This is a genomic window from Mogibacterium pumilum, assembly GCF_002243385.1.
Lineage (GTDB): Bacteria > Bacillota > Clostridia > Peptostreptococcales > Anaerovoracaceae > Mogibacterium > Mogibacterium pumilum.
In genome coordinates, this window is record NZ_CP016199.1 from 1,451,527 (window position 1) to 1,473,714 (window position 22,188).

Annotated in this window: 21 protein-coding genes; 4 read left to right on the forward strand and 17 right to left on the reverse strand. The window is 41.4% G+C overall.

All coding sequences use genetic code 11. From position 1 onward, the window contains the following. Positions 1-22 precede the first annotated feature (22 nt). The gene (locus tag AXF17_RS06960) at positions 23-1,402 is read left to right on the forward strand and encodes an aminopeptidase (RefSeq protein ID WP_094234391.1); all 1,380 of its coding nucleotides are present in this window, start codon (positions 23-25) and stop codon (positions 1,400-1,402) included. A 166-nt stretch (positions 1,403-1,568) separates the two neighbouring features. Here the strand turns inward: AXF17_RS06960 and AXF17_RS06965 are convergent, their stop codons facing one another. From AXF17_RS06965 to AXF17_RS06975, 3 genes are read right to left on the reverse strand one after another with little or no spacing between them, the layout of a single operon-like run. Beyond that, positions 1,569-3,323 (reverse strand): NADH-dependent [FeFe] hydrogenase, group A6, encoded by a 1,755-nt coding sequence (locus tag AXF17_RS06965; RefSeq protein WP_094234392.1) that lies wholly within the window; start codon positions 3,321-3,323, stop codon positions 1,569-1,571. Between the two features lie 13 nt (positions 3,324-3,336). After that, entirely contained in the window at positions 3,337-5,238 is a 1,902-nt protein-coding gene (gene nuoF, locus AXF17_RS06970; RefSeq protein WP_094234393.1) for an NADH-quinone oxidoreductase subunit NuoF, read from the reverse strand. Positions 5,239-5,294: 56 nt separating this feature from the next. Then, positions 5,295-5,783, reverse strand: coding sequence for an NADH-quinone oxidoreductase subunit NuoE family protein (locus AXF17_RS06975; RefSeq protein WP_094234394.1), 489 nt, complete (start codon positions 5,781-5,783; stop codon positions 5,295-5,297). Positions 5,784-6,041: 258 nt separating this feature from the next. On the opposite strand from AXF17_RS06975, the gene AXF17_RS06980 reads away from it, so the two are divergent. Both AXF17_RS06980 and AXF17_RS06985 read left to right on the forward strand, forming a co-directional pair. Next, positions 6,042-6,386, forward strand: coding sequence for a DRTGG domain-containing protein (locus AXF17_RS06980; protein ID WP_094234395.1), 345 nt, complete (start codon positions 6,042-6,044; stop codon positions 6,384-6,386). A gap of 15 nt (positions 6,387-6,401) precedes the next feature. Then, a complete protein-coding gene (locus AXF17_RS06985) occupies positions 6,402-7,421 on the forward strand; it encodes an LD-carboxypeptidase (RefSeq protein ID WP_094234396.1) in 1,020 nt (339 codons plus the stop codon). A 39-nt stretch (positions 7,422-7,460) separates the two neighbouring features. Here AXF17_RS06985 and AXF17_RS09035 read toward each other — a convergent pair whose 3' ends face one another. From AXF17_RS09035 to AXF17_RS07055, 14 genes are all read right to left on the reverse strand, one after another. Continuing rightward, the gene (locus AXF17_RS09035) at positions 7,461-7,733 is read right to left on the reverse strand and encodes a hypothetical protein (protein ID WP_157682590.1); all 273 of its coding nucleotides are present in this window, start codon (positions 7,731-7,733) and stop codon (positions 7,461-7,463) included. A gap of 144 nt (positions 7,734-7,877) precedes the next feature. After that, the gene (locus tag AXF17_RS06995; protein WP_094234398.1) at positions 7,878-8,456 is read right to left on the reverse strand and encodes a hypothetical protein; all 579 of its coding nucleotides are present in this window, start codon (positions 8,454-8,456) and stop codon (positions 7,878-7,880) included. 6 nt (positions 8,457-8,462) lie between these two features. Then, positions 8,463-8,912 (reverse strand): hypothetical protein, encoded by a 450-nt coding sequence (locus tag AXF17_RS07000; protein WP_094234399.1) that lies wholly within the window; start codon positions 8,910-8,912, stop codon positions 8,463-8,465. A gap of 516 nt (positions 8,913-9,428) precedes the next feature. After that, a complete protein-coding gene (locus tag AXF17_RS07005; RefSeq protein WP_237049029.1) occupies positions 9,429-10,274 on the reverse strand; it encodes a YitT family protein in 846 nt (281 codons plus the stop codon). Between the two features lie 109 nt (positions 10,275-10,383). Continuing rightward, a complete protein-coding gene (gene ppdK / locus AXF17_RS07010) occupies positions 10,384-13,008 on the reverse strand; it encodes a pyruvate, phosphate dikinase (RefSeq protein WP_094234401.1) in 2,625 nt (874 codons plus the stop codon). A gap of 15 nt (positions 13,009-13,023) precedes the next feature. After that, the gene (locus tag AXF17_RS07015) at positions 13,024-14,454 is read right to left on the reverse strand and encodes a glycine--tRNA ligase (RefSeq protein WP_094234402.1); all 1,431 of its coding nucleotides are present in this window, start codon (positions 14,452-14,454) and stop codon (positions 13,024-13,026) included. 61 nt (positions 14,455-14,515) lie between these two features. Further along, entirely contained in the window at positions 14,516-15,277 is a 762-nt protein-coding gene (locus tag AXF17_RS07020) for a DUF4342 domain-containing protein (RefSeq protein ID WP_094234403.1), read from the reverse strand. 32 nt (positions 15,278-15,309) lie between these two features. Continuing rightward, positions 15,310-16,080 (reverse strand): DNA repair protein RecO, encoded by a 771-nt coding sequence (gene recO, locus AXF17_RS07025; protein ID WP_094234404.1) that lies wholly within the window; start codon positions 16,078-16,080, stop codon positions 15,310-15,312. A gap of 2 nt (positions 16,081-16,082) precedes the next feature. Next, complete coding sequence (gene era, locus AXF17_RS07030; RefSeq protein ID WP_094234405.1) at positions 16,083-16,982, reverse strand: GTPase Era; 900 nt, start codon at positions 16,980-16,982, stop codon at positions 16,083-16,085. A gap of 97 nt (positions 16,983-17,079) precedes the next feature. After that, positions 17,080-17,607 carry an rRNA maturation RNase YbeY gene (ybeY, locus tag AXF17_RS07035; protein WP_094234406.1) on the reverse strand — a complete coding sequence of 176 codons (528 nt, stop codon included), beginning with the start codon at positions 17,605-17,607 and terminating at the stop codon, positions 17,080-17,082. Further along, positions 17,604-18,605, reverse strand: coding sequence for a PhoH family protein (locus tag AXF17_RS07040; RefSeq protein ID WP_094234407.1), 1,002 nt, complete (start codon positions 18,603-18,605; stop codon positions 17,604-17,606). The genes ybeY and AXF17_RS07040 overlap by 4 nt, the downstream gene beginning before the upstream one ends. A 144-nt stretch (positions 18,606-18,749) precedes the next feature. Next, positions 18,750-19,202, reverse strand: coding sequence for a GatB/YqeY domain-containing protein (locus AXF17_RS07045; RefSeq protein WP_094234408.1), 453 nt, complete (start codon positions 19,200-19,202; stop codon positions 18,750-18,752). Between the two features lie 19 nt (positions 19,203-19,221). Beyond that, positions 19,222-19,401: a 30S ribosomal protein S21 gene (rpsU, locus tag AXF17_RS07050; RefSeq protein ID WP_094234409.1), complete on the reverse strand. Its 180-nt coding sequence runs from the start codon at positions 19,399-19,401 to the stop codon at positions 19,222-19,224. A gap of 170 nt (positions 19,402-19,571) precedes the next feature. After that, positions 19,572-21,089 (reverse strand): NAD(P)H-hydrate dehydratase, encoded by a 1,518-nt coding sequence (locus tag AXF17_RS07055; protein WP_169711334.1) that lies wholly within the window; start codon positions 21,087-21,089, stop codon positions 19,572-19,574. Between the two features lie 157 nt (positions 21,090-21,246). Between AXF17_RS07055 and AXF17_RS07060 the strand changes: the two genes are divergently transcribed. Continuing rightward, entirely contained in the window at positions 21,247-22,005 is a 759-nt protein-coding gene (locus tag AXF17_RS07060; RefSeq protein ID WP_207651544.1) for an N-acetylmuramoyl-L-alanine amidase family protein, read from the forward strand. Positions 22,006-22,188: the final 183 nt, after the last annotated feature.

Below are 22,188 nucleotides of genomic sequence, written 5' to 3' on the forward strand. Positions count from 1 at the left end.
TCAAAATTTGGAAAGGTACATTATGAAAGATAAAAATGCATGGAATAACTACTCTTCAGAAGAGCTTGCAGCTCTCGAGGATTTAAACAAAGGATACATCGATTTCATTTCAGAGGGAAAGACTGAGCGTGAGTGCACTGAACTCCTCATCAAGATGGCGGAAGAACACGGATATCGCAATCTGAACGAAGTGATAAAGAATAATGAAACCTTAAGCGTAGGAAGCAAGGTGTACGCAGTTAATATGAACAAGTGCCTTGTTACATTTAATATAGGAGAAGACATTGTAAACCGTGGTATGAATATCCTCGGTGCGCACATCGACTCACCTAGAATCGACCTAAAGCAGAATCCACTATACGAGACAGATGAATTTGCATATCTAGATACACAGTACTATGGCGGCATCAAGAAGTACCAGTGGGTTACCATGCCTCTTGCTCTTCACGGTGTAATTGCAAAAAAGGACGGAACTGTTGTTAAGGTAAATATCGGTGAGGATCCATCTGACCCGGTTTTCTTTATCAGTGACCTACTCGTTCACCTAGCGCAAGACCAGATGCAGCTAACAGCAGCTAAGCTGATTGATGGCGAGAATATGGATATAGTGTTTGGCACTCAGCCGCTTGATAGCGAGAGCGAGTCAGCTGTTAAGATTAATATTCTTAAACTTCTTAAAGACAAGTACGACGTTGAAGAAGACGACTTCTGGTCAGCTGAAATTGAGGCTGTTCCTGCAGGAAGAGCGAGAGAAGCTGGACTAGATAGAAGCCTTATCCTAGGATATGGACACGACGACAGATCTTGTGCGTATGCTTCCGCTATTGCTCTGTTCGAAGTTAAGAATCCAAGCACTACTACTTGCGGACTCTTCGTAGACAAGGAAGAAATCGGCAGCTACGGTGCTACAGGTATGCAGTCTCATTTCTTTGAGGATATCGTGAGAGAGCTACTAGACAGACTAGGAATTTACACTGAACTAAATGCAGCTCGTGTTCTTAGAAATTCTCGCATGCTCTCATCCGACGTTAGTGCAACTTACGACCCTATGTACGCTGACAAATTCAGCAAGAGAAACGCTGCCCTGTTCGGCAGAGGAATCGTTTTCAACAAGTACACCGGCAGTAAAGGCAAAGGTGGTTCTAACGACGCTAACGCAGAATATCTCGGCAAGCTCCGTGCAATAATGCACAAGCATGACGTAATGTTCCAGTCAGCAGAGCTTGGTAAAGTTGACGTTGGTGGAGGCGGCACTATCGCGTATATCCTGGCATTATATGGCATGGAGGTTGTAGATAGTGGAATAGCCGTACTAAATATGCACGCACCTTACGAAGCAGTCAGCAAGTCCGATGTATACGAAGCTTATAAGGGATATAAGGCATTTATTATCGAGGCTTAGAGCCTTTTATATGCTTTTAAATGCTCTATAATAGCTGATTAGTGCATCGCTTTCCTGTTAAAGCGTATAAATAATTCAGCTCAATACTGTTAACAAATATTGCTTTACAGCAAAGAGCAGAAAACCCCGTCTCTGGTGAGACGGGGTTTTAAAATTCAATTAGTGGCTAGTCTGCCTGCTTATTCACACCTCTGTTAACGTATGAAGTGTGTAGCAAGTGATGTGCCTTTTCTCCTCCCGGTACACCGAAGTAATCCTCATACATCTTAAGTATTACAGGATTTTCGTGAGACTTACGGATTGGAGCATTCTTATCTAGAGTATATAATCCCTTTGCACGTTCGGCTCTAACATCGATAAAATTTCTAATTTGAGAATCAACTTGTGGCTGTCCACCGCCATTTACGCAACCTCCAGGGCAACCCATGATTTCTATAAAGGTATAGTCTGCCTCTCCGGCCTTTACCTTTTCCATGATTGTCCTTGTGTTAGCCAGACCGCTGGCAACAGCAACCTTAACCTTCTTGCCCTGTAAGTCGTATTCAGCTTCTTTTACGCCCTTTACACCACGAACATCTACGAAGTCAAGGTCGATAAGCTCTTCACCTGTTATTTTCTCTACAGCAGTTCTGAGAGCTGCTTCCATTACACCACCAGTAGCGCCAAAGATTACTCCAGCTCCTGTATATTCACCGAGTGGATTATCATATGGCTCATCTTCAAGCTTCATAAACTCGATACCTGCCATCTTAATCATCTTACCAAGCTCACGAGTTGTAAGTGAGAAATCGACATCTTCATATCCATCTGCACCTTGATCATCTCTTCCAAGTTCATACTTCTTCGCTGTACATGGCATAATACTTACTGATACAATTTTATCCACAGGAATTCCCATAACATCAGCATAATATGATTTAGTTACAGCACCAAACATCTGCTGTGGTGATTTACATGTCGACAAATTAGGTATTAGTTCTGGGTAATAATGCTCACAGAATTTAACCCATCCTGGTGAACATGATGTAATCATAGGAAGTACGCCGCCACCAGTTACTCTCTCAATTAGCTCATTAGCTTCCTCAACGATGGTAAGGTCAGCAGAGAAGTTTGTATCAAAGACTCTGTCAAAACCAAGTCTATGAAGAGCTGCCGACATCTTGCCTTCTACCTCTGTGCCAATTGGCAGATCGAAGCACTCACCGAGCGCTACTCTAGTCGAAGGAGCCGCCTGAACTACTACGAATTTATCCGGATCCTCAATAGCATCCATAACCTGGCTGATAGAGTCCTTCTCATAGAGTGCACCAACAGGACATGCAACTATACACTGTCCACAGTTTACACAGCTTGTCTCTGCTAGAGGAATGTTAAATGCTGTTCCAACATATGAGTCAAATCCTCTATTATTAGCACCGATTACTCCGATGCTCTGTAGGTTAACACATGCTCCAATGCAGCGACGGCATAGTATGCACTTGCTGTTATCGCGAACGATAGACTTTGAGCTATCTTCCACTACGGAATGATTTTTTGCACCCTTGTAGTATTCAGTATCATCTACTCCATATCTTCTACATAGCTTGAGAAGTTCACAGTTACCACTTCTGAAACATCCGAGACAGTCCATATTGTGATCTGATAGAAGTAGCTTTAAGTTCTTTCTTCTATACTCAACAAGCTTTGGTGAATTTGTACGTGCAACCATTCCGTCAAATACAGGGAATACACAAGCTGCCACAAGTGCACGGGCACCCTCTACTTCACATAGGCACATTCTACATGCACCGATTTCATTTACATCCTTTAGATAACATAGTGTTGGGATATCAATTCCTGCGATGTGCGCTGCTTCGAGTAGCGTAGAACCTTCAGGAACATTAACCTCTATATTATCAATTGTTACTTTAACATCTGACATATCGCTTCCTCCACTACTTTCTTACAATCGCTCCAAATCTACAACTATCCATACATGCTCCGCACTTGATACACTTATCGCTATCAATTACGTGAGGTTTCTTAACTGCGCCAGAGATAGCATCAACTGGACAGTTTCTAGCACAGAGAGTACATCCCTTACACTTATCTTCAATGATGCTGTACTTGAGCAGCTTCTTGCAGACACCAGCAGGACAAGTCTTATCCTTTATATGTGCAACGTACTCATCTCTAAAGAATCTCAATGTCGAAAGAACTGGGTTTGGAGCTGTCTGACCAAGTCCGCATAGAGAGTTAGTCTGAATAAATCTAGCTAGCTCTTCAAGCTTTTCCAGGTCTTCTATCTCACCCTTACCTTCGGAAATTCTGGTTAGAATCTCGAGCATTCTCTTAGTTCCAACTCTGCAAGGTGTACACTTACCGCAAGACTCACTTACCGTAAACTCTAGGAAGAACTTAGCGATGTCTACCATACAGCTATCTTCGTCCATTACGATAAGTCCGCCAGAACCCATCATACATCCGATGCTCTTTAGATTTTCGAAGTCAATTGGGATATCGTAGTATGTGCTAGGGATACATCCGCCAGAAGGTCCACCAGTTTGAGCAGCCTTAAAGGTCTTGTTACCTGGAACGCCTCCACCGATGTTCTCAACAACTTCACGAAGTGTTGTTCCCATTGGGACTTCTACGAGTCCAGTGTTGTTAATCTTACCGCCGAGTGCGAATACCTTGGTTCCTGGCGACTGTTCAGTTCCAAGAGATCTGAACCACTCTGGACCCTTGTTAAATATCACTGGGATATTCGCGTAAGTCTCAACGTTGTTGAGGATTGTTGGACATCCAAATAGCCCCTTTACCGCAGGGAACGGTGGACGTGGGTGTGGTTCTCCTCTGTTTCCTTCGATAGACGTTAGAAGAGCGGTTTCCTCTCCACATACGAAAGCTCCAGCTCCAAGTCTAAGGTCAATATCAAAATTAAATCCTGAACCAAATATATCTTTACCAATCAGTCCATATTCTCTAGCTTGCTTTAGAGCGATTTTAAGTCTATTAACAGCAATTGGGTACTCTGCACGAACATAGATGTATCCCTGATCAGCACCAATTGCATAGCCTGCAATAGCCATAGCCTCAAATATTGAATGTGGATCACCCTCTAGTATGGAACGATCCATGAACGCACCTGGGTCACCTTCGTCAGCGTTACAACATACGTATTTCTGAACTTCTCCTCTATTGCTTGAAGCGAACTGCCATTTCTTTCCTGTAGGGAATCCTGCACCACCACGACCTCTGATACCGCTGTCGAGTACAGTCTGAATAACTTCATCTGGAGTCATCTCCGTCACGCATCTTCCGAGAGCATCGTATCCACCTGTAGCGATGTATTCATCAATATTCTCTGGATCGATAACTCCACAGTTTCTGAGAGCAATTCTCTTTTGCATAGTGTAGAAGTCAGACTCTGTCATAGTCTTTGCAGGACTTCCGTCAGTGGTCTCCTCCTTTAATAAGAACTTATCTGCCGGAACACCGCCAACGATATGCTCATTTACAATAGCTTCCACCTTCTCTGGATCAACTTCTTCATAGTAAATAGTCCCTGGGTGCACTACAACTACAGGACCCTTAGCACAAAGGCCTAGACATCCTGTCTGAATGATCTTTACGTCATCCTGAAGTCCATGCTCTTTAAGGTGTTTTTCAAAAGCTTCTACTACATCTAAGCTGTGGTTAGATGTACATCCTGTACCACCACATACAAGTATATAATTCTTATGAACCTGTGCCCCTTCAGAATCTGCCGAGATAGCTGCTTCACCACCTAGTCTGAGATTGACTTGGCACATCATCTTATTTTTGATGGTCCTAAGTTCATTAAGCGATTTCATAAATAACCCTCCATAGTCTACACAACGCTGCTTAGCGTATCATTTACAACAGAAAACTACATGTATTTTGCAAGGACTTCCGGAATCTTGTCCGCTGTCATCTTGCCGTATACGTCTCCGCCAACAATAACTACTGGAGCCAATCCACATGCTCCTACGCAGCGGCATGAATCTAAAGAGAACTTTCCGTCTGGTGTGCATTCTCCATCACCAATCTTGAGCTCCTCAACACACTTGTCAAAGATATCTCCTGCACCCTTAACGTAGCATGCAGTACCGAGACAGACTGAAACTTCGTGCTCACCCTTAGGTGACATGGAGAACTGTGCATAGAATGTAGCTACGCCATATACCTTCTCCATCGGGAATCCCGTTCCATCGGAAATGATTTTCTGAACCTGATATGGGAGATACCCATATATCTCCTGAGCTTTCTGCATAATTGGCATCAAGCATCCTTTCTCACCTTTGAGCTCGTCAATAACTTTTAGTAATTGTTGTTCCTGCTCAGGTGTGCCCTTAAATGGGACATTTGAAACCTTCATACCTAGAACCTCCTTCAACCAAATTAGTTAGCGATATTTAACAAAATTAAATCATATATTAAATTTATTATATATATTAAATATATTTATTGCAATGATAGTTATGAATATGACTATATATATAAATCATGTATTTCTGCACTGTTTTAGCATAGATTATCCACTAAATTTTGCTTAAAACCCACTCGCATTTGATAAATGTGTAACGTATAATATAGCTAGTTAAATAATCCACGGAGTACTTTCTAGGAGGACAAAATGACTTTACTTGAAATAAATTCTATCATCGAAGGAAAGATTCTCACCAAGAATCCTGATTTGAATCTTGAGTTAATAAATGCCTTTTCATCAGATGTAATAAGCCACATTGTTACATACGCTAGTGATAAGTCTATACTGATTACTGCAGTGTATAATCCACAAATCCTTAAAACCGCTGAAATGAAAGGGGTTCAGTGCGTTATTCTGATTGGAATTTACGAACCAGAGCCATCTCTTATCACTCTTGCAAATTCATTAGGAATCACATTACTTCGTTCAACTTTCTCGATGTACGTAACTTGCGGTAAACTTTATAGCCGCGGTCTACAAGGTGCATTCTAATATAAGGAGGACTTTATGATATATCCTAAATTTCCTGAGCAAGGCTCTTCTCTAGGTATCTGTGCGCCGAGTGCTGGAGTTGGTCGCAAAATTGAATCGTTTGATAAATCATTAGCAGTCTTCAAATCATCAGGTTTTGACATCATTGAGACTGCCAGTGTTAGAACCGATAATATAAGATCTGCTGATGCCAAAACTCGCGGTGAAGAGTTTAACTTCCTAGTACAAAACCCGGATGTGGAGATGATTATTTCCGCAACAGGTGGTGATTATAACATAGAAATGTTACCATACCTAGATATGGGAACACTGTCTAACTACCCTAAGTGGATTGCTGGTGCAAGTGATCCTACAAATATTATGTACTATGTAACGACTAAACTTGACATAGCTACAATGTACGGTTTTAATGCGGGCAGCTTTGACTGGGATACACTTCACGAGTTCCAGAAGAATTCACTAGAGTTTATACGTGGCAACACTATAAAGCAATATTCATTCGATAAATACGATTCGAACACTGATTTTAGTGTTCAGAATGTGGTTCTTGACGGAGACGTAAACTGGCAGCTATCACTGCCAGGTGTAGATGAAATAATAGATAAATTCTCCCCTGCTGATTCACCAAGATTAGTAGTCGAAGGACGCTTTATCGGAGGCTGTATAGATTGTATTGCGAAACTGATTGGAACACCTTTCGATGGCACTAGATCATTTGTAAAAAAATATCCTCGTAAGATATGGTTCCTAGATAATTTTGCGATGACTTCATTTGACCTATACCTTACGATGATGCAGATGAAGTACTGTGGATACTTTAAAGGAACCAAGGCAATAGTATTTGGAAGAACAATGTTCCCAGACAAAACTGATGAGCAATATATCGCACAACTACGTCAAGCTATTTCGGATATTCCATTCATCTGGAATGCAGATATCGGCCATGTAAAGCCATGCTTTACAGTGATAAATGGTGCGTACGGCAGAGTTACATGCGCACAGGGAAAAGGTTCGCTTGAGCAAGCGTTGGTGTAGACAGTTAATCAACATAAATGTACAATAAATATTAATCATCTATTCATAAGATGTGTGGAGGGAATTAATGAGTATTATAGTTTTGTTTTTCTTTTGTGGTATTTTATTTTTAACTGTTATCTGTCTAATAACATTCATCGTATTAGGAACGGCATCAATTTCATTAGGAAGTGCATTTTTAATATTACTAAGGGTATTTACATTGAAGGAAAAACCACGTTGGAGAAACCCTGATGATAGACCTAAAATCATTCTTCTAATTTGGTTAGCACTGCTTTTTATTGTCACTATTTCCGGTCTAACTGTATTCATTTATTACATGTATCAAATACTCACATAGGCTTTCAATCAATAATCCTATGTATATAACAAAACTGTAAATTTATAAAAGTAAAAGGTAGATGTTGACCACATCTACCTTATTTACTTAAAACTAATAAACCCTAAAATCAATATTTATAGTGCATCGTTATGGATTAGAACACTCATGTACGCACCCTTTTTAAAGATCGATGTACTTACGCCCCACGCAATAGCTGAACAAGCTAGCTCGCCTGCATGCTTTGACTTAATGCTTCTCGAGCTTAGCACGATTCCCTTTGGATATAGTTCAGCACCCAGATACTGATGTAGGCTATCTGCAGAACCTGACTCAACAGCCTTGATTGAGCGACCAGGATTTGTATCCCACCACTCGTTTGGCTTTGAAAATGAGCCATCCGCTCTCATCTCGCCAGAAGACAGATTCTGAGCACATATTCCCCTTAGTTTCTCTAGCATCTCATCATCGATAACCCCATCAGTAATCGAATACGCATACATCGCACACGCAACACCATCATCATCTAATTCCTTGAGAAGGTATAGATTGGATACTCCTCTCTCCTTGAACTTTTTCCACTTAGCAGATATCTTCGTTAAGCTTGCGTCGTTGTAAACGGATGAATTTCCATCCTCAAGAGCACATCTTAGCTCTTCTAGATCAACGTCCTTTTTTCCCCAGTTGTCGATAAAATTGATTCTTAAATCACTCATGTAACTTTACTCCTTTAAATCTTCTTGCCAACTAGCTAATGTTTCATTATCAAACACGATCATCGTGTCAATAAACGGTTTTACTACGACCTCCGTATAAAAAGGCCCTTTTTTCTTGTAATATGCCGTTGCCCCAGAGCGGGCTTTTATTGAGAACTTTATCTCGTACTCCCCAGGCGGCATCAAAATGGACGGTGTCAAAATTTCATCTGAAAACAAAACTCCAGATGACCAATTCTCACCATCAACGGAAAATGACATATCATAGAAATCACCATACCCGTTATCAATTCTAAGGTATACCTTAGATAATTCCTTATCGTGCTTCATGGTCTTAATCATGTTAAACGCCCTCTTACGCTTTGTCTGCTTGTAAAACAAGAATCCTAAACTTATGAAGAACAATACTGACATCCCCACAGGTACTATCCAAGGTCTTTCTATTAAAAAACTCATTAATTAGTCCTCACTTTTCTTATTCTCACAAAATTAAGTTTGCAAAATCTTTCTAATAATGTCAAGCCTGTAAATTCGATTGTCGCTCGCAGGCTTTGTATAATCCGCCGAGTAAATGCAATCTGCTTCCAAGGCTCGCAGTCTACCTTATGGACAGTCATCACGATCAAATGCTGGAGGCGAATACAAAAGGCTGCGAGGTTTTGGAAGTGTTAAACGTTTACGAGACTGCGGATTAACAAAGTCGAGTATTGTTTTAAACATCAAGTTACGCAGGCTTTGTATAATCCGCCGAGTAAATATAATCTGCTTCCAAGGCTCACAGGCTACCTTATGGACAGTCATCACGATCAAATGCTGGAGGCGAATACAAAAGGCTGCGAGGTTTTGGAAGTGTTAAACGTTTACGAGACTGCGGGTTAACAAAGTCGAGTATTGTTTTAAACATCAAGTTACGCAGGCTTTGTATAATCCGCCGAGTAAACACAGTTAGCTTCCAATGCTCGCAGACTTTTGCTATTCGCCGATCCCTATGTGTCTCTTAAAATTACCCACGATACTTTCGCCATCCGACATCATCAGAAACGCATTAGGATCCATATCGTGAACTAGACCTTTAAGATGCTCAATCTCATACTTAGATACAAGCGTGAGAATAATGGTTACCTCATCTCCAGTATATGCTCCAGTGCCTTTCCAACTTGTGACACCTCTACTTAGGTCTTCAGTCAGAATCTTTTCTATTCCTTCTTTTTTTGTGATAATCAAAACTTCCGTCTTGATATTCTGTGTATGCATCCTATCAATGAACATCGCCTTGATAGCAGAATAAATAAAGGAATATACCGCAATTTCAACATTAAAAAGCACCAGACAGCAACCGTATACTGCAAAATTTACGATATTATTGAGAAGTCCTACGCTGACATTCGGGTTCTTTTTAGACATACATACAGCTATTATGTCTGGTCCACCCGTCGAGCTTCCACCTCTTAGAATCATACCTGTTCCAATTCCACCGATAACGCCTGCCACAACGCAAGCAGTCAAGTAATCGTCTATGTACGGTATTCTCGGTACTGGAACAAGCGTGAGGCAAACAGATGAGATACCGATTGAAATCAAAGTCTTAGTTGCGAACTTAAAACCTGCGGAGTTATATGCGTATATGAACAATGGGATATTTATCAGGAAGTATATAATACCTGTAAAATCATGCCCGTAAATCATCTCAACTCCAGTGTTATCCGTGATTAGATGTCTAACGATCTGTGATATTCCGAGGAATCCACCGTTATATAGATGCATAGGAGTAATGAGAAGATTTATGCTAAAAGCATAAATTAAATTGCCAAGAATCATCAATATTGTGCTTGATAACCCGTTCCATTTGTCTTCAAATTTATTAAACCAGTTCATTTTAAAAAATTTATGGTGAAGCATCCCATCGAGGATACTTCACCTTTAGTTACTATTTACGATTCTTGATGGTTGCCTGTGCAGCAGCAAGTCTTGCGATTGGTACTCTAAATGGTGAGCAAGATACGTAGTGAAGTCCTACCTTGTACATGAAATCAATAGTATCAGGATCTCCACCGTGCTCTCCGCAAACACCGAGCTTAATGTTAGGTCTAGTCTCTTTTCCACCTTCACAAGCCATCTTAACGAGCTTACCGATACCTCTCTGATCTAGAGACTGAAAAGGATCTCTGTCCATGATACCGTCATTGATGTACTCCTTAATGATGTTACCAGTGTCATCACGTGAGAATCCGAATCCCATCTGTGTTAGGTCATTAGTTCCGAATGAGAAGAACTCAGCATCCTCAGCAATTTCATCTGCAGTGAGAGCAGCTCTTGGAATCTCAATCATTGTACCTGTCATGTACTCAAGTTCCATACCCGCCTTCTCGAAGCACTTTTTAGCTGTTTCATCGATTGTATTCTTAACGAAACGTAGCTCTTTAATATTTCCAACTAGCGGAACCATGATTTCAGGCTTAATCTTATAACCCCTCTCTTGAGCCACTTCAAGTGCAGCTGTGATGATGGCCTCTGTCTGCATCTCAGCAATTTCTGGATATGTAATTGCAAGACGGCAACCTCTGTGACCGAGCATTGGGTTGAACTCATGAAGCTCAAGAGTCTTCTTCTCAATCGCTTCCTTAGTGATACCAAACTGCTCTGAAAGCTGATTTACATCTGCCTCAGTCTTAGGTAAGAACTCATGTAGAGGTGGATCGAGAAGTCTGATAGTAACAGGTCTCTCACCCATTACCTCATATATACCCTTGAAGTCGCCCTTCTGATATGGAAGAAGCCCTGCAAGGGCTTCTCTTCTCTCAGCTTCGGAGCCAGCAAGAATCATTCTTCTAATCTTAGGGATTCTATCTTCTTCAAAGAACATGTGCTCAGTCCTGCAGAGACCGATTCCCTCAGCTCCAAACTCGAGTGCCTGTTTAGCATCTCTTGGGTTGTCAGCATTAGCTCTCACACCAAGGTTTCTAGCATCGTCAGCCCACTTCATGATAGTCCCAAAGTCACCAGATAGTTCAGGTGAAACAGTCTTGATAGCCACGTCATAAACGTTTCCGTCAGTACCATTAATAGAAATTATATCTCCCTCATGGTACTCTTTGCCATCAATAACCATCTTCTTAGCTGACTCATATACGGCAACTGTACTGCAACCAGCAACGCAGCACTTACCCATTCCACGAGCAACTACGGCAGCGTGAGATGTCATACCACCTCTTGCAGTAAGAATTCCCTGTGCAGCAACCATACCTGCAAGGTCTTCTGGAGAAGTCTCTTCTCTAACAAGAACAACCTTTTTTCCTGTAGTCGCAACTTCAGCAGCAGCATCTGCACTAAATACGATTTCACCACAAGCTGCTCCTGGAGAAGCAGGAAGCCCCTTTGCAACAGCGGTTGCACTTGCTAGCTCTGTTCCATCAAAAGTTGGGTGAAGAAGCTGGTTAATCTGGTCTGGCTCAATGCGAAGAATAGCAGTTTCCTTATCGATTAGACCTTCATCAACCATGTCTACAGCAATCTTAACAGCAGCAGTAGCTGTTCTCTTACCATTTCTAGTTTGCAGCATGAAGAGTTTGTTGTCCTCAACAGTGAACTCCATATCCTGCATATCCTTGTAATGCTTTTCGAGAATTTCAGCAACTGACTCGAACTTCGAATATACTTCTGGGAAAGCCTGCTCCATCTCGGAGATTGGCTGAGGAGTTCTGATACCAGCAACAACATCTTCTCCCTGAGCGTTTACGAGAAACTCACCAAAAATCTTATTCTCTCCGTCTACAGGGCTACGTGTAAATGCAACTCCTGTTCCAGAAGTCTCGCCAGTATTACCAAATACCATGGACTGAACGTTTACCGCTGTTCCTAGCGAAGCCGAAATGTTATTCAGCTGTCTGTATAGAATAGCTCTATCGTTGTTCCATGAACGGAATACAGCTTGAATAGCTTCCATCAACTGATCTTTAGGATTCTGAGGGAAATCTCTGCCGAGTTGCTTCTTAACTAAAGCCTTGTAGTCCTCAATGATTGACTGTAAATCTGCTGGAGATAAATCAACGTCAAACTCAGCTCCAACAGCTTCCTTCTTACCATCGAAGATAAAATCAAATTTAGCTTTTGGAATCTCTAGAACTACGTCTCCAAACATCTGAATAAATCTTCTGTAGCTATCGTATGCAAATCTCTCGTTTCCTGTCTTTGCAGCAAGTCCCTTTACTGACTCATCATTAAGACCTAGGTTCAAGATAGTATCCATCATACCAGGCATCGAAACAGGTGCTCCAGATCTTACAGATACGAGAAGTGGATTCTCAACATCACCGAAAGACTTACCCATTACATGTTCTAGTTCAGCAAGATGATCATAAACTTCCTTAACAATTTCCTCGGATAGAACTCCACCCTTGTCAAGATAGTCTTTGCAAGCATCAGTTGAAATAGTGAATCCAAATGGTACCGGTAGACCAATCTTAGTCATTTCGGCAAGGTTTGCACCCTTACCACCTAGAATGCTCTTCATGTCCTTAGAGCCTTCATTAAAAGAATAAACAAATTTTTCCATGGCATTTCTCCTTAGTTAAAACTGCAATTTGTTTTCTATATATTCCCTAACGTCGGAAAGAGGTAGACGAATCTGCTCCATCGTATCTCTATCGCGTATAGTGACTGAATTATCAGTTTCTGTATCAAAGTCGACACAGATTGAGAAAGGTGTACCTATCTCATCCTCTCTTCTATATCTCTTACCGATTGAACCTGCAGCATCATATTCTACATTGAAGTACTTGCTGAGCTCTTCATAAATCGGCGTAGCTACATCCTCTAGCTTCTTGGACAGCGGAAGAACTGCAACTGTGTATGGTGCAAGTGCAGGGTGAAGTCTGAGAACAACTCTTGTATCCTCATTGCCCTTTCCGTCCACAACTGTCTCTTCATCGTATGCATCGATGAGGAACGCAAGAGCAACTCTATCAGCCCCAAGTGATGGCTCGATGCAGTATGGAACGTATCTCTCGTTAGTCTCAGGGTCTAGGTAGCTCATATCTTGACCAGAGTGCTCCTGATGTCTTGTGAGGTCGAAATCAGTTCTGTCTGCAATACCCCAGAGTTCTCCCCATCCAAATGGGAACAAGTACTCTAGGTCAGAGGTTGCATTACTGTAGTGCGAAAGCTCTTCCTGCTCATGGTCTCTCAAACGAATATTGTCCATATTCATTCCGAGGTTCTTGAGGAAATCGATGCAATATTGTTTCCAGTACTCAAACCACTCGAGATCTGTTCCTGGCTTGCAGAAGAACTCTAGTTCCATCTGTTCAAACTCTCTAGTTCTGAATGTAAAGTTTCCTGGTGTAATCTCATTACGGAACGACTTACCTATCTGAGCTATACCAAACGGAACTTTCTTGCGAGAGGTTCTCTGTACATTCTTGAAATTGACAAAGATACCCTGTGCTGTTTCAGGTCTAAGGAAGATTTCTGACTTGGAATCTTCAGTTACACCCTGGAATGTCTTGAACATCAGATTAAACTTTCGAATACCTGTGTAGTCGGACTTGCCGCATTCAGGGCATGGAATCTTGTTATCGGCGATGTATTTCTCCATCTCCTCGTTGCTCCAGCCATCAACAGTGATCTGATTACCTTCCTTCTCTAGAATATAATCCTCAATAATCTTATCTGCTCTAAATCTAGCTTTGCAATTCTTACAATCAATAAGCGGATCCGAGAATCCGCCTACGTGGCCAGATGCAACCCATGCTTCCGGGTTCATCAGTATAGCAGCATCAATTCCAACATTGTACTTGGACTGCTGAACAAACTTGCTCCACCAAGCTTTCTTCACATTATTCTTGAATGTAACTCCAAGAGGACCATAGTCCCATGTGTTGGCTAAACCACCATAAATATCTGATCCTGGAAAAATATACCCTCTGTTCTTAGCCAGAGCAGTAATTTTCTCCATAGTCACAACTCTATCCGGCTGAACTACACTCTTATCAATTGCCATACGTTATACCTGTCCTATCTTAAAAATGTTTCCGCTATATTCCGCAATGTAACGGTAGTCTCTACTTCTCTTCTGCTTCTACTTTAGCAGCGTCTTCATTATCCACGAACACGTTTCCCGGCTGATCTGGGCCAAGGTTTTCAATATCTAGGTCATAGTACTCATCTACACCTTCAGTCAGGTCACTTTCAGAGAAATCAAACTCATCGTCCTTGCTACGCTTCTTTAGAATCTCGCTACCCTTACGCTTTAAATCAGATAAATTAACATTTTTCTTTACCTGATCAAATGTGTCGAAACTCTTATCCTTAAGATCTTCAAAAGCATCCTGTCCCTTGAGTCTGATATCGTTGTACAATTCACTGTCTTTGATCTTGTCTACAGTTTCGCTACCAGCGCTCTTTGCACGGCTATACTGAGCCTTAACTTTACCATTAACATCAGTAACCTCACCCTTATCGTTTACAAACTCAACATTACAGTTGAAGCCTGCTGCAGCAACTAGGCCGAGAATCATTCCCCAAGGTGCTATGACAACACCGAGAATACCAACTGTAAGCGGTAGGTTAACGAGTACTTCATCGCCTTTCTTGATGATGATACGTGACATATTCCCCTTTTCAGCAGTCTTCTTGAGACGAGCAAAAAGCTCATTGCCGTATAGGTTTTCATCCTTTGAAGGATCTACCTCACTAGTCTCCTCGATGAGGATAATCGCATCAACTACGCTTCCATTAGCCTCTTCAAGCGCACTCTTAGCCTCTCTGTAGCTAACCCCTGTTCTGTCTTTCACTAATTCAATCTTTTCTAATGTGATTTCCATAGCATCCTCCTTTTTAAACTTGGCGACTGTAGTTATAAGCTAAGTCCGTCGTCAAAAATATCAACATCTAAATAATATTTCAAATATTCCGATAAAATTCTTTGTAATCCTACAGACACACTCGGCTTAAGAGATACTTTTTCAAAACTTGAAAGAGGTCTCTTCACAAAGTAATATAACACTTCAACTATATCAAAATCAGGTTTGAAAATCAACGCAACATCACGTATATCAAGCCCTGTGTAGCAATCCTCACATAGAATACCACCACCGCTCACGGAAAAAAATTTTACTTTGCCATTGCCTTCTGGTCGGATACTTTGAAGCGGCTTACCACAGCTCACGCATTGCTTTATATCTGGCATAACTCCATTAAGCGCCAATGACTTTACGATAAACGCATAGAAAAGCGTCATGTAGTTACCTTTAGCGTTAGTAATCGACTCCATGAACTCAATCGTCATGTCGAAAAGTCTAGGCCTAAGCTGCTCCTCTTCAATCGTTTTATCTATGTACTCAAGAAGCTTTGAAGCAACCATATATCTATCTATATCTTCGCCAATAGAGTAGTAGCTTTTCTTTACATCCGCATTATTGATATTGAAATAGTTTCGTCCTTTGAATATATCGTATTCTGCAAACGTAAACGGCCTTATAGCAAGAGCCGCACGGCTTTTAGCTCGCTCGTTAATATTCGTCCCTGCAATTATCTTGCCATGGCTCTTTGTAAAAAGTGTAATAATTCGCCTATTATTAGCGATTTTCTTTTGCCGAAGCACTATACCCTCTGTATTAATCAGCATCCCTATTCGTCCTTATATCCCAGATTCTTGATAACTCGATCTGAGTCGCGCCAGCGTTCTTTTACTTTTACCCACAGAGATAAGAACACTTTAGTTCCTAGAAGCACTTCTATTTCTTCTCTAGCACTCTTTCCAACTCCTTTGAGCTTACGACCACCCTTGCCGATGATGATGCTCTTGTGAGAAGTGCGTTCACAGCAAATTACTGCACCGATTTCTGTAATCTTAGGTTTTTCGTCATATGACTCAATCTCTATGAATACTCCGTGAGGAATCTCTTGGTCTAGATACTGAAGAAGCTTCTCTCTTATGATTTCACTAACAATGAATCTCTCCGGATGATCAGTCGCCATATCTTTTGGATAGTACATAGGTCCTTCAACCATATAGTTCGACAAACACTTCATGAGCTTATCAACGTTGGTATCATATAGCGCAGATATTCCAAATATCTCATCAAATAGACCACTCTCATCGTACTTGCTATACAGTTCGAGGTATGCTTCCGGACCGACCAAGTCCATCTTGTTAATAGCTAGCACTTTCTTAGTCTCTGACTGCGAGAGTATCTCCAAGATGTACTGGTCTCCTTTGCCAAACTTCTTCGTTCCATCGACAATCAGTAGAACTACATCTACACCACCAGCCGTGTTGAGTGCAGTCTCATTGATCGCTTCTCCCAGCTTATTCTTAGGTTTATGAATTCCTGGAGTATCCAGAAATATCATCTGCATGCCGTTTCCACCATCGTACTCTAGATCCGTGTAAATACCAGTAATTCTATTTCTCGTCGTCTGTGGCTTATCCGAGGTAATAGCAATTTTCTCACCTAGCACATTGTTAAGAAGTGTGGATTTACCCACGTTAGGTCTTCCTATTATGCCAATAAAACCTGATTTCATTAGTTCTCCATTCACTTTGATAGCAATAATTCCAGTTTTCTTATGTTTTTTAGAGAACACTGAAACTTACAGCTTAGTAACTTAATTAAAGAATTACCTATCTTACGATATCTAGTGCAGTCATAATTTTTTCCTCATGTGCCCTCATCAAAGACTTTTCATCTTCCTCCATGTGATCATATCCGAGCAGATGAAGTATACTGTGCACGAAGAGGTATGTAACTTCACGTCTGACAGATGTACCGTATTCCTCCGATTGACGTTCAGCCTGATCAAGGCATATAACTACATCACCCAACGGAATATCTACAAATGCCTCATCACCTTCTATTTCAGCAAGAATTTCATCAATGCTTTCGAACTGTGGAAATGACAGCACGTCAGTGACCTTATCTATGTCGCGAAAATCTCTATTAATATCCTTTATTTCATTCTTTGAAACAAGGGATACACCAATGTATAGAGGTAAACCCGCCGCTCTATCTAGCGTTTCATCACTCATCTCACCGAGGAGTTCTGAGGATATTAGATAGACTGCAGCCTCATGAATCAATTCTTCATCGATGCGTTCATCTACATCAGCTTCCCCGTATATAGAATCACTGTAGTTGATATCTAAAATCATCGTTTACTCCCACCACGTCTGATATTCGTTTCAGAATTATTAGAGTCTTCATAGTCGCTATAAGCCTTGATAATCCTCTTAACAAGCTCGTGTCTCACTACATCCACCTCATTCAAGTAGCTAAATTCGACACCTTCCACACCAGACAGAACGCGTCTAGCCTCCACAAGACCAGATCCCGCGCCCTTCGGTAAATCTATCTGCGTAATATCTCCAGTTACAACGACTTTTGAATTGAATCCCATTCGAGTCAGAAACATCTTCATCTGTTCACGCGTTGTATTCTGTGCTTCATCGAGTATGATAAATGAATTGTCGAGTGTACGCCCTCTCATATAAGCTAGAGGCACCACCTCAATAACGCCACTTTCCTTGAACCTAGCAGCAGTCTCCTGCCCAACAATCTCAAATATAGCATCGTACAGAGGTCTTAGATATGGATCAACCTTATCCTGAAGGTCTCCTGGCAAGAAACCGAGGCTTTCGCCTGCCTCTACAGCAGGTCTGGCCAGTATGATTCTCTCTACTTCTTTATTCTTAAGAGCATTTGCTGCAAGAGCACATGCTAAATACGTTTTTCCTGTGCCTGCTGGCCCGATGCCAAAAACCATGTCATTCCTTCGAATAGTATCGATGTAGCGCTTCTGCCCCTTAGTCTTTGGTCTAAGCGGCTTTCCCCTGTGTGTGTAGCAGATTACATCACTTACCTGCTCTCTAGCATCGAAGCTCTCGCCCTTCTGTTCAAGATCGATCAGATAGTTTACCCTGCGTGCATCGATTTCCGGCTCAACTCGTAGATTTTCAACCATTCTGTTGATTATATTTGCCGCCTTAAGGTTCTCCGCTCCTTTAATAAAAAGCCCGTCATCTCGCATTACGATTGACGTGCCCGTAGCCTTTTCGACCTGCTTGATATTATTATCAAGCGTGCCAAAGAGCTGTTCTCTATTAATATCCTCTGGAATCTCAAATCTAACTATTTCTTTACTATTATTCATGCATTTTTCCTTTGCAAATATTACTTATTATTATAGCTTTTTTAGGCATCCATTACAACGAAATGATAATCGTTATTCATTTGTATTTTTCAATAATTGACAAAGAAAAACAGGGCATATGCCCTGTTAGTTACATATTGACAGTTATTTGCTGAGGTATTCCTTAACCACCTTAGATACGAGAGAGCCATCAGCCTTACCATGTAGCTTAACCATAGCAGTCTTCATCATAACGCCCATGCTCTTCATGCTGCGCTCTATTCTCTCTTCCTCTGCTATCTTCTCGACAGCAGCAAGAACTTCCTCCTCGGACATCTCCTCAGGAAGATATCTCTCGAGAACCTCTATTTCTTTCTTATAACCATCTAACAAGTCTGTCCTTCCAGCCTTCTCGAAATCAGCCAGCGCATCTCTACGCATCTTGAGCTGCTTCTTGATGATTGGAACAATATCGGCGTCATCCTCAAGCGCGACCTTCTGATCTACTTCGTGCTGCTTAATAGCGGCTCTAACGAGGTTGACGGTCTCCTTGGTGGTGACGTCGTGTTCCTTCATAGCTGTCTTATAATCAGCCATCAACTGTTCTTTCAAACTCACGCTCTTCACCTCCTAAGACTTAAAACTTTCTTGCCTTCTTTCTGGCAGCTTCAGACTTCTTCTTACGCTTTACGCTTGGCTTCTCGTAATGCTCTCTCTTTCTGAGTTCGGACATTACTCCATCACGTGCGCAAGATCTCTTAAATCTCTTGAGTGCACTTTCCAAGCTCTCGTTTTCTCTAACGGTAACCTGTGCCATATTACTGATTCACCTCCTGCCATTTCAGAGTGTTATGGACAAGCTTCGTCATAACGAATTGATTATAACATTTTAGCTCGCTTAGTACAAGAAATAAAAAAGCGGAAATCATTTTAGAAGATAATCTTCTAGATGTGACGTCCGCAGTTTTTCAATATATTCATCTATTGTTAGAAAAGGCTATCAACTATATCACTAGCCATCATCTTTCTCCTAGCATCTTCGCCAGTGTCGAGCTTGTCTGCAGCATTGCCATGGATCATAACTCCGTATATCAAGCTGTTATTAAGACTATTACCCTGTGCTATAAGTGAAGTGATAGTACCCGCAAGCACATCTCCAGAGCCTGCAGTAGCAAGCCCCGAATTACCCAGTGTATTGAGGAATAGCCTCTGGTCATTACCGTTCAGAAGCGATATCAGTGACACATCAGACTTTACGACCATACTAACGTTATAGTGCTGTGAGAACTTCTTGATAAATCCAACTTTATTCTTGTCCACAACCTTTATATCCTCATCGCACAGTTTAGCCATCTCTCCAACATGTGGAGTTATCACGCAGCTTGCCCTTCTCTTGCGGAAAGGCTTGAGATTACGAGCGATAATATTAAGTGCACCTGCATCTATAACAAGCTTGATTTCCATTGCTAGTAGCTGCTTTACGAGAATTCTACCTGTCGAATCCTCCTTAAGTCCAGGGCCGACAAGCACCACATCTACAGAGCTTGCAAATTCTGTCATAGCTCCAGTTATATCATCGTTCTTATATGGTACGACTACAGCCTCAGGTATTGCAACATTGAAATACCCAACATACTTGTTAGGGCAGAATATCTTGACTAGGCCACATCCACATCTATAGGCTGCTTTGGCCGCCAGCATGCTAGCTCCCATCATCGCATTAGGGCCAACCACAATTCCAACCGAACCGAAGGTTCCCTTGTGAGAGCGTTCTTCACGCGGAACTAGTGCCAGATGCCTTGTATCATCTAAGAACTTCTTATCACATATAAAGAGCTTATCGTCAATTGTAGAATAACCAGATTTGATTATTCCAATATCTATTAATTTAACTTCTCCTGATACGACTCTTCCTTCACCAAAGAACATTCCAGTCTTGTAGTTTCCGAATGTCACTGTGAGATCGGCCTTAAATACAGCATCCATGATGCCGCCGGTTGTGCCATTTAAACCGGAAGGGATATCAATTGCAATCTTAAAACCAGACTTCGTATTGAGATACTCGATAAACTTTGCAAAGTTAGCACCGAACCTCCTATTGAGTCCGATTCCGAAGATTCCATCTACAATAACGTCATAACGCTGCTGAAGAATCTTGAGGTCATCTCTAGATCCTAATCCATACATCCTAAAGGATTTGCTCATAGAAGTAAGAATTCTGAGCTGGTCTGTAAAAGCTTGGGAAACTTTTCCTCTATCACCTACAAAATATACATTAACAACATAGCCCAGCTGAATTAGCCATCTAGCCACACAGAGACCATCGGCGCCATTGTTGCCATGACCAACGACTATGAGCACTTCGGTGTCTTTATCAGGAAAGCGTGAAATAATCTCACTAACAAGTCCCCCAGCTGCATTCTCCATTAGAACTGCGCTTGGTATCCCCTTGCCAATCGTATATTCATCCATGTAACGCATGGCTTTCGCCGTCAATGCATACATAAAAGCTCCTCTTCCTATCAAGACATAGTTTGAATAAATTATAGCATTTAAATGAATTATCATCAATAATTCTAGGTAGTACAATGTACAATATTTACAATTTTTACACAATATAGTAGCATAGTTACATACATTAAGAATGAAACAGGAGAAGAAATTGGCACTTACAGAGCAGCAGATGCGCGAGATAATAATCGCAGATAAACGCAAAAAAAAAATGCGTAAACGTCGTAGACGCAAATATACATTTTTCATATCGCTCTTTTTAGTTCTATTTTTTGTAGTCGGACTATACCGTAATAGAGACGTACTCGCCCCACCGAAGCTTGATCGCGGAGTAATTTTCATCGATCCTGGTCACGGCGGGCACGATCCTGGTTCACAAACTAAGTCTAGAAAAGAAAAAGATGATACACTCAGAATCGCTTTGCAGGTCAAGAAGGAACTTAACAAGAAAAACTTTAAGGTCTACCTGACTCGTGAAGATGATAGCTTTACTGAGAGAATCAAAATTGGTAAGATGGCTAATAAGAAGAAAGCTAAGCTCATGGTTTCAATTCACAGAAATAAAGCTGGTGATCCTAGAGCACAAGGTGTAGAAGTCTTCTTACCTAAAGATAACAGCGAGAAGAGTCGCTATCTCGGCAAACAGATAATGAAGCAACTTAACGACGAGGGATTTGCTAAACGAAGAGTTCGTTCTGGAACTCTTGTCAGTGAAAACAACGAGTACGACGAACTCAGTGTCAATAATATGCCCTCTTGCCTAGTTGAGATTGGGTTTATCAGCAACAAGCACGATAATAAGTTATTCGACAATAATTTAAAAGGTAATGCACGAGCCGTTGCAGATGCGATTGAAAAGACTTATTCTCATTACTACGAGAAAGATAAGAATTCCAATAAAGAAAAATAGAAAATCATGACCACCGGCTGAGCCGGTGGTTTGTTTTGGCCCTATAAGGGCCTTTTACCTGCTGCATCTTAAGATGCGTTGAAAAGATTCGCCAACCGCACGTACTTTCCTACAAGTCCTAAAGGACTATTTCATCTTCTCTCCTGTGAATGGATCAATATACTCCTTCAACGTCATTTGATC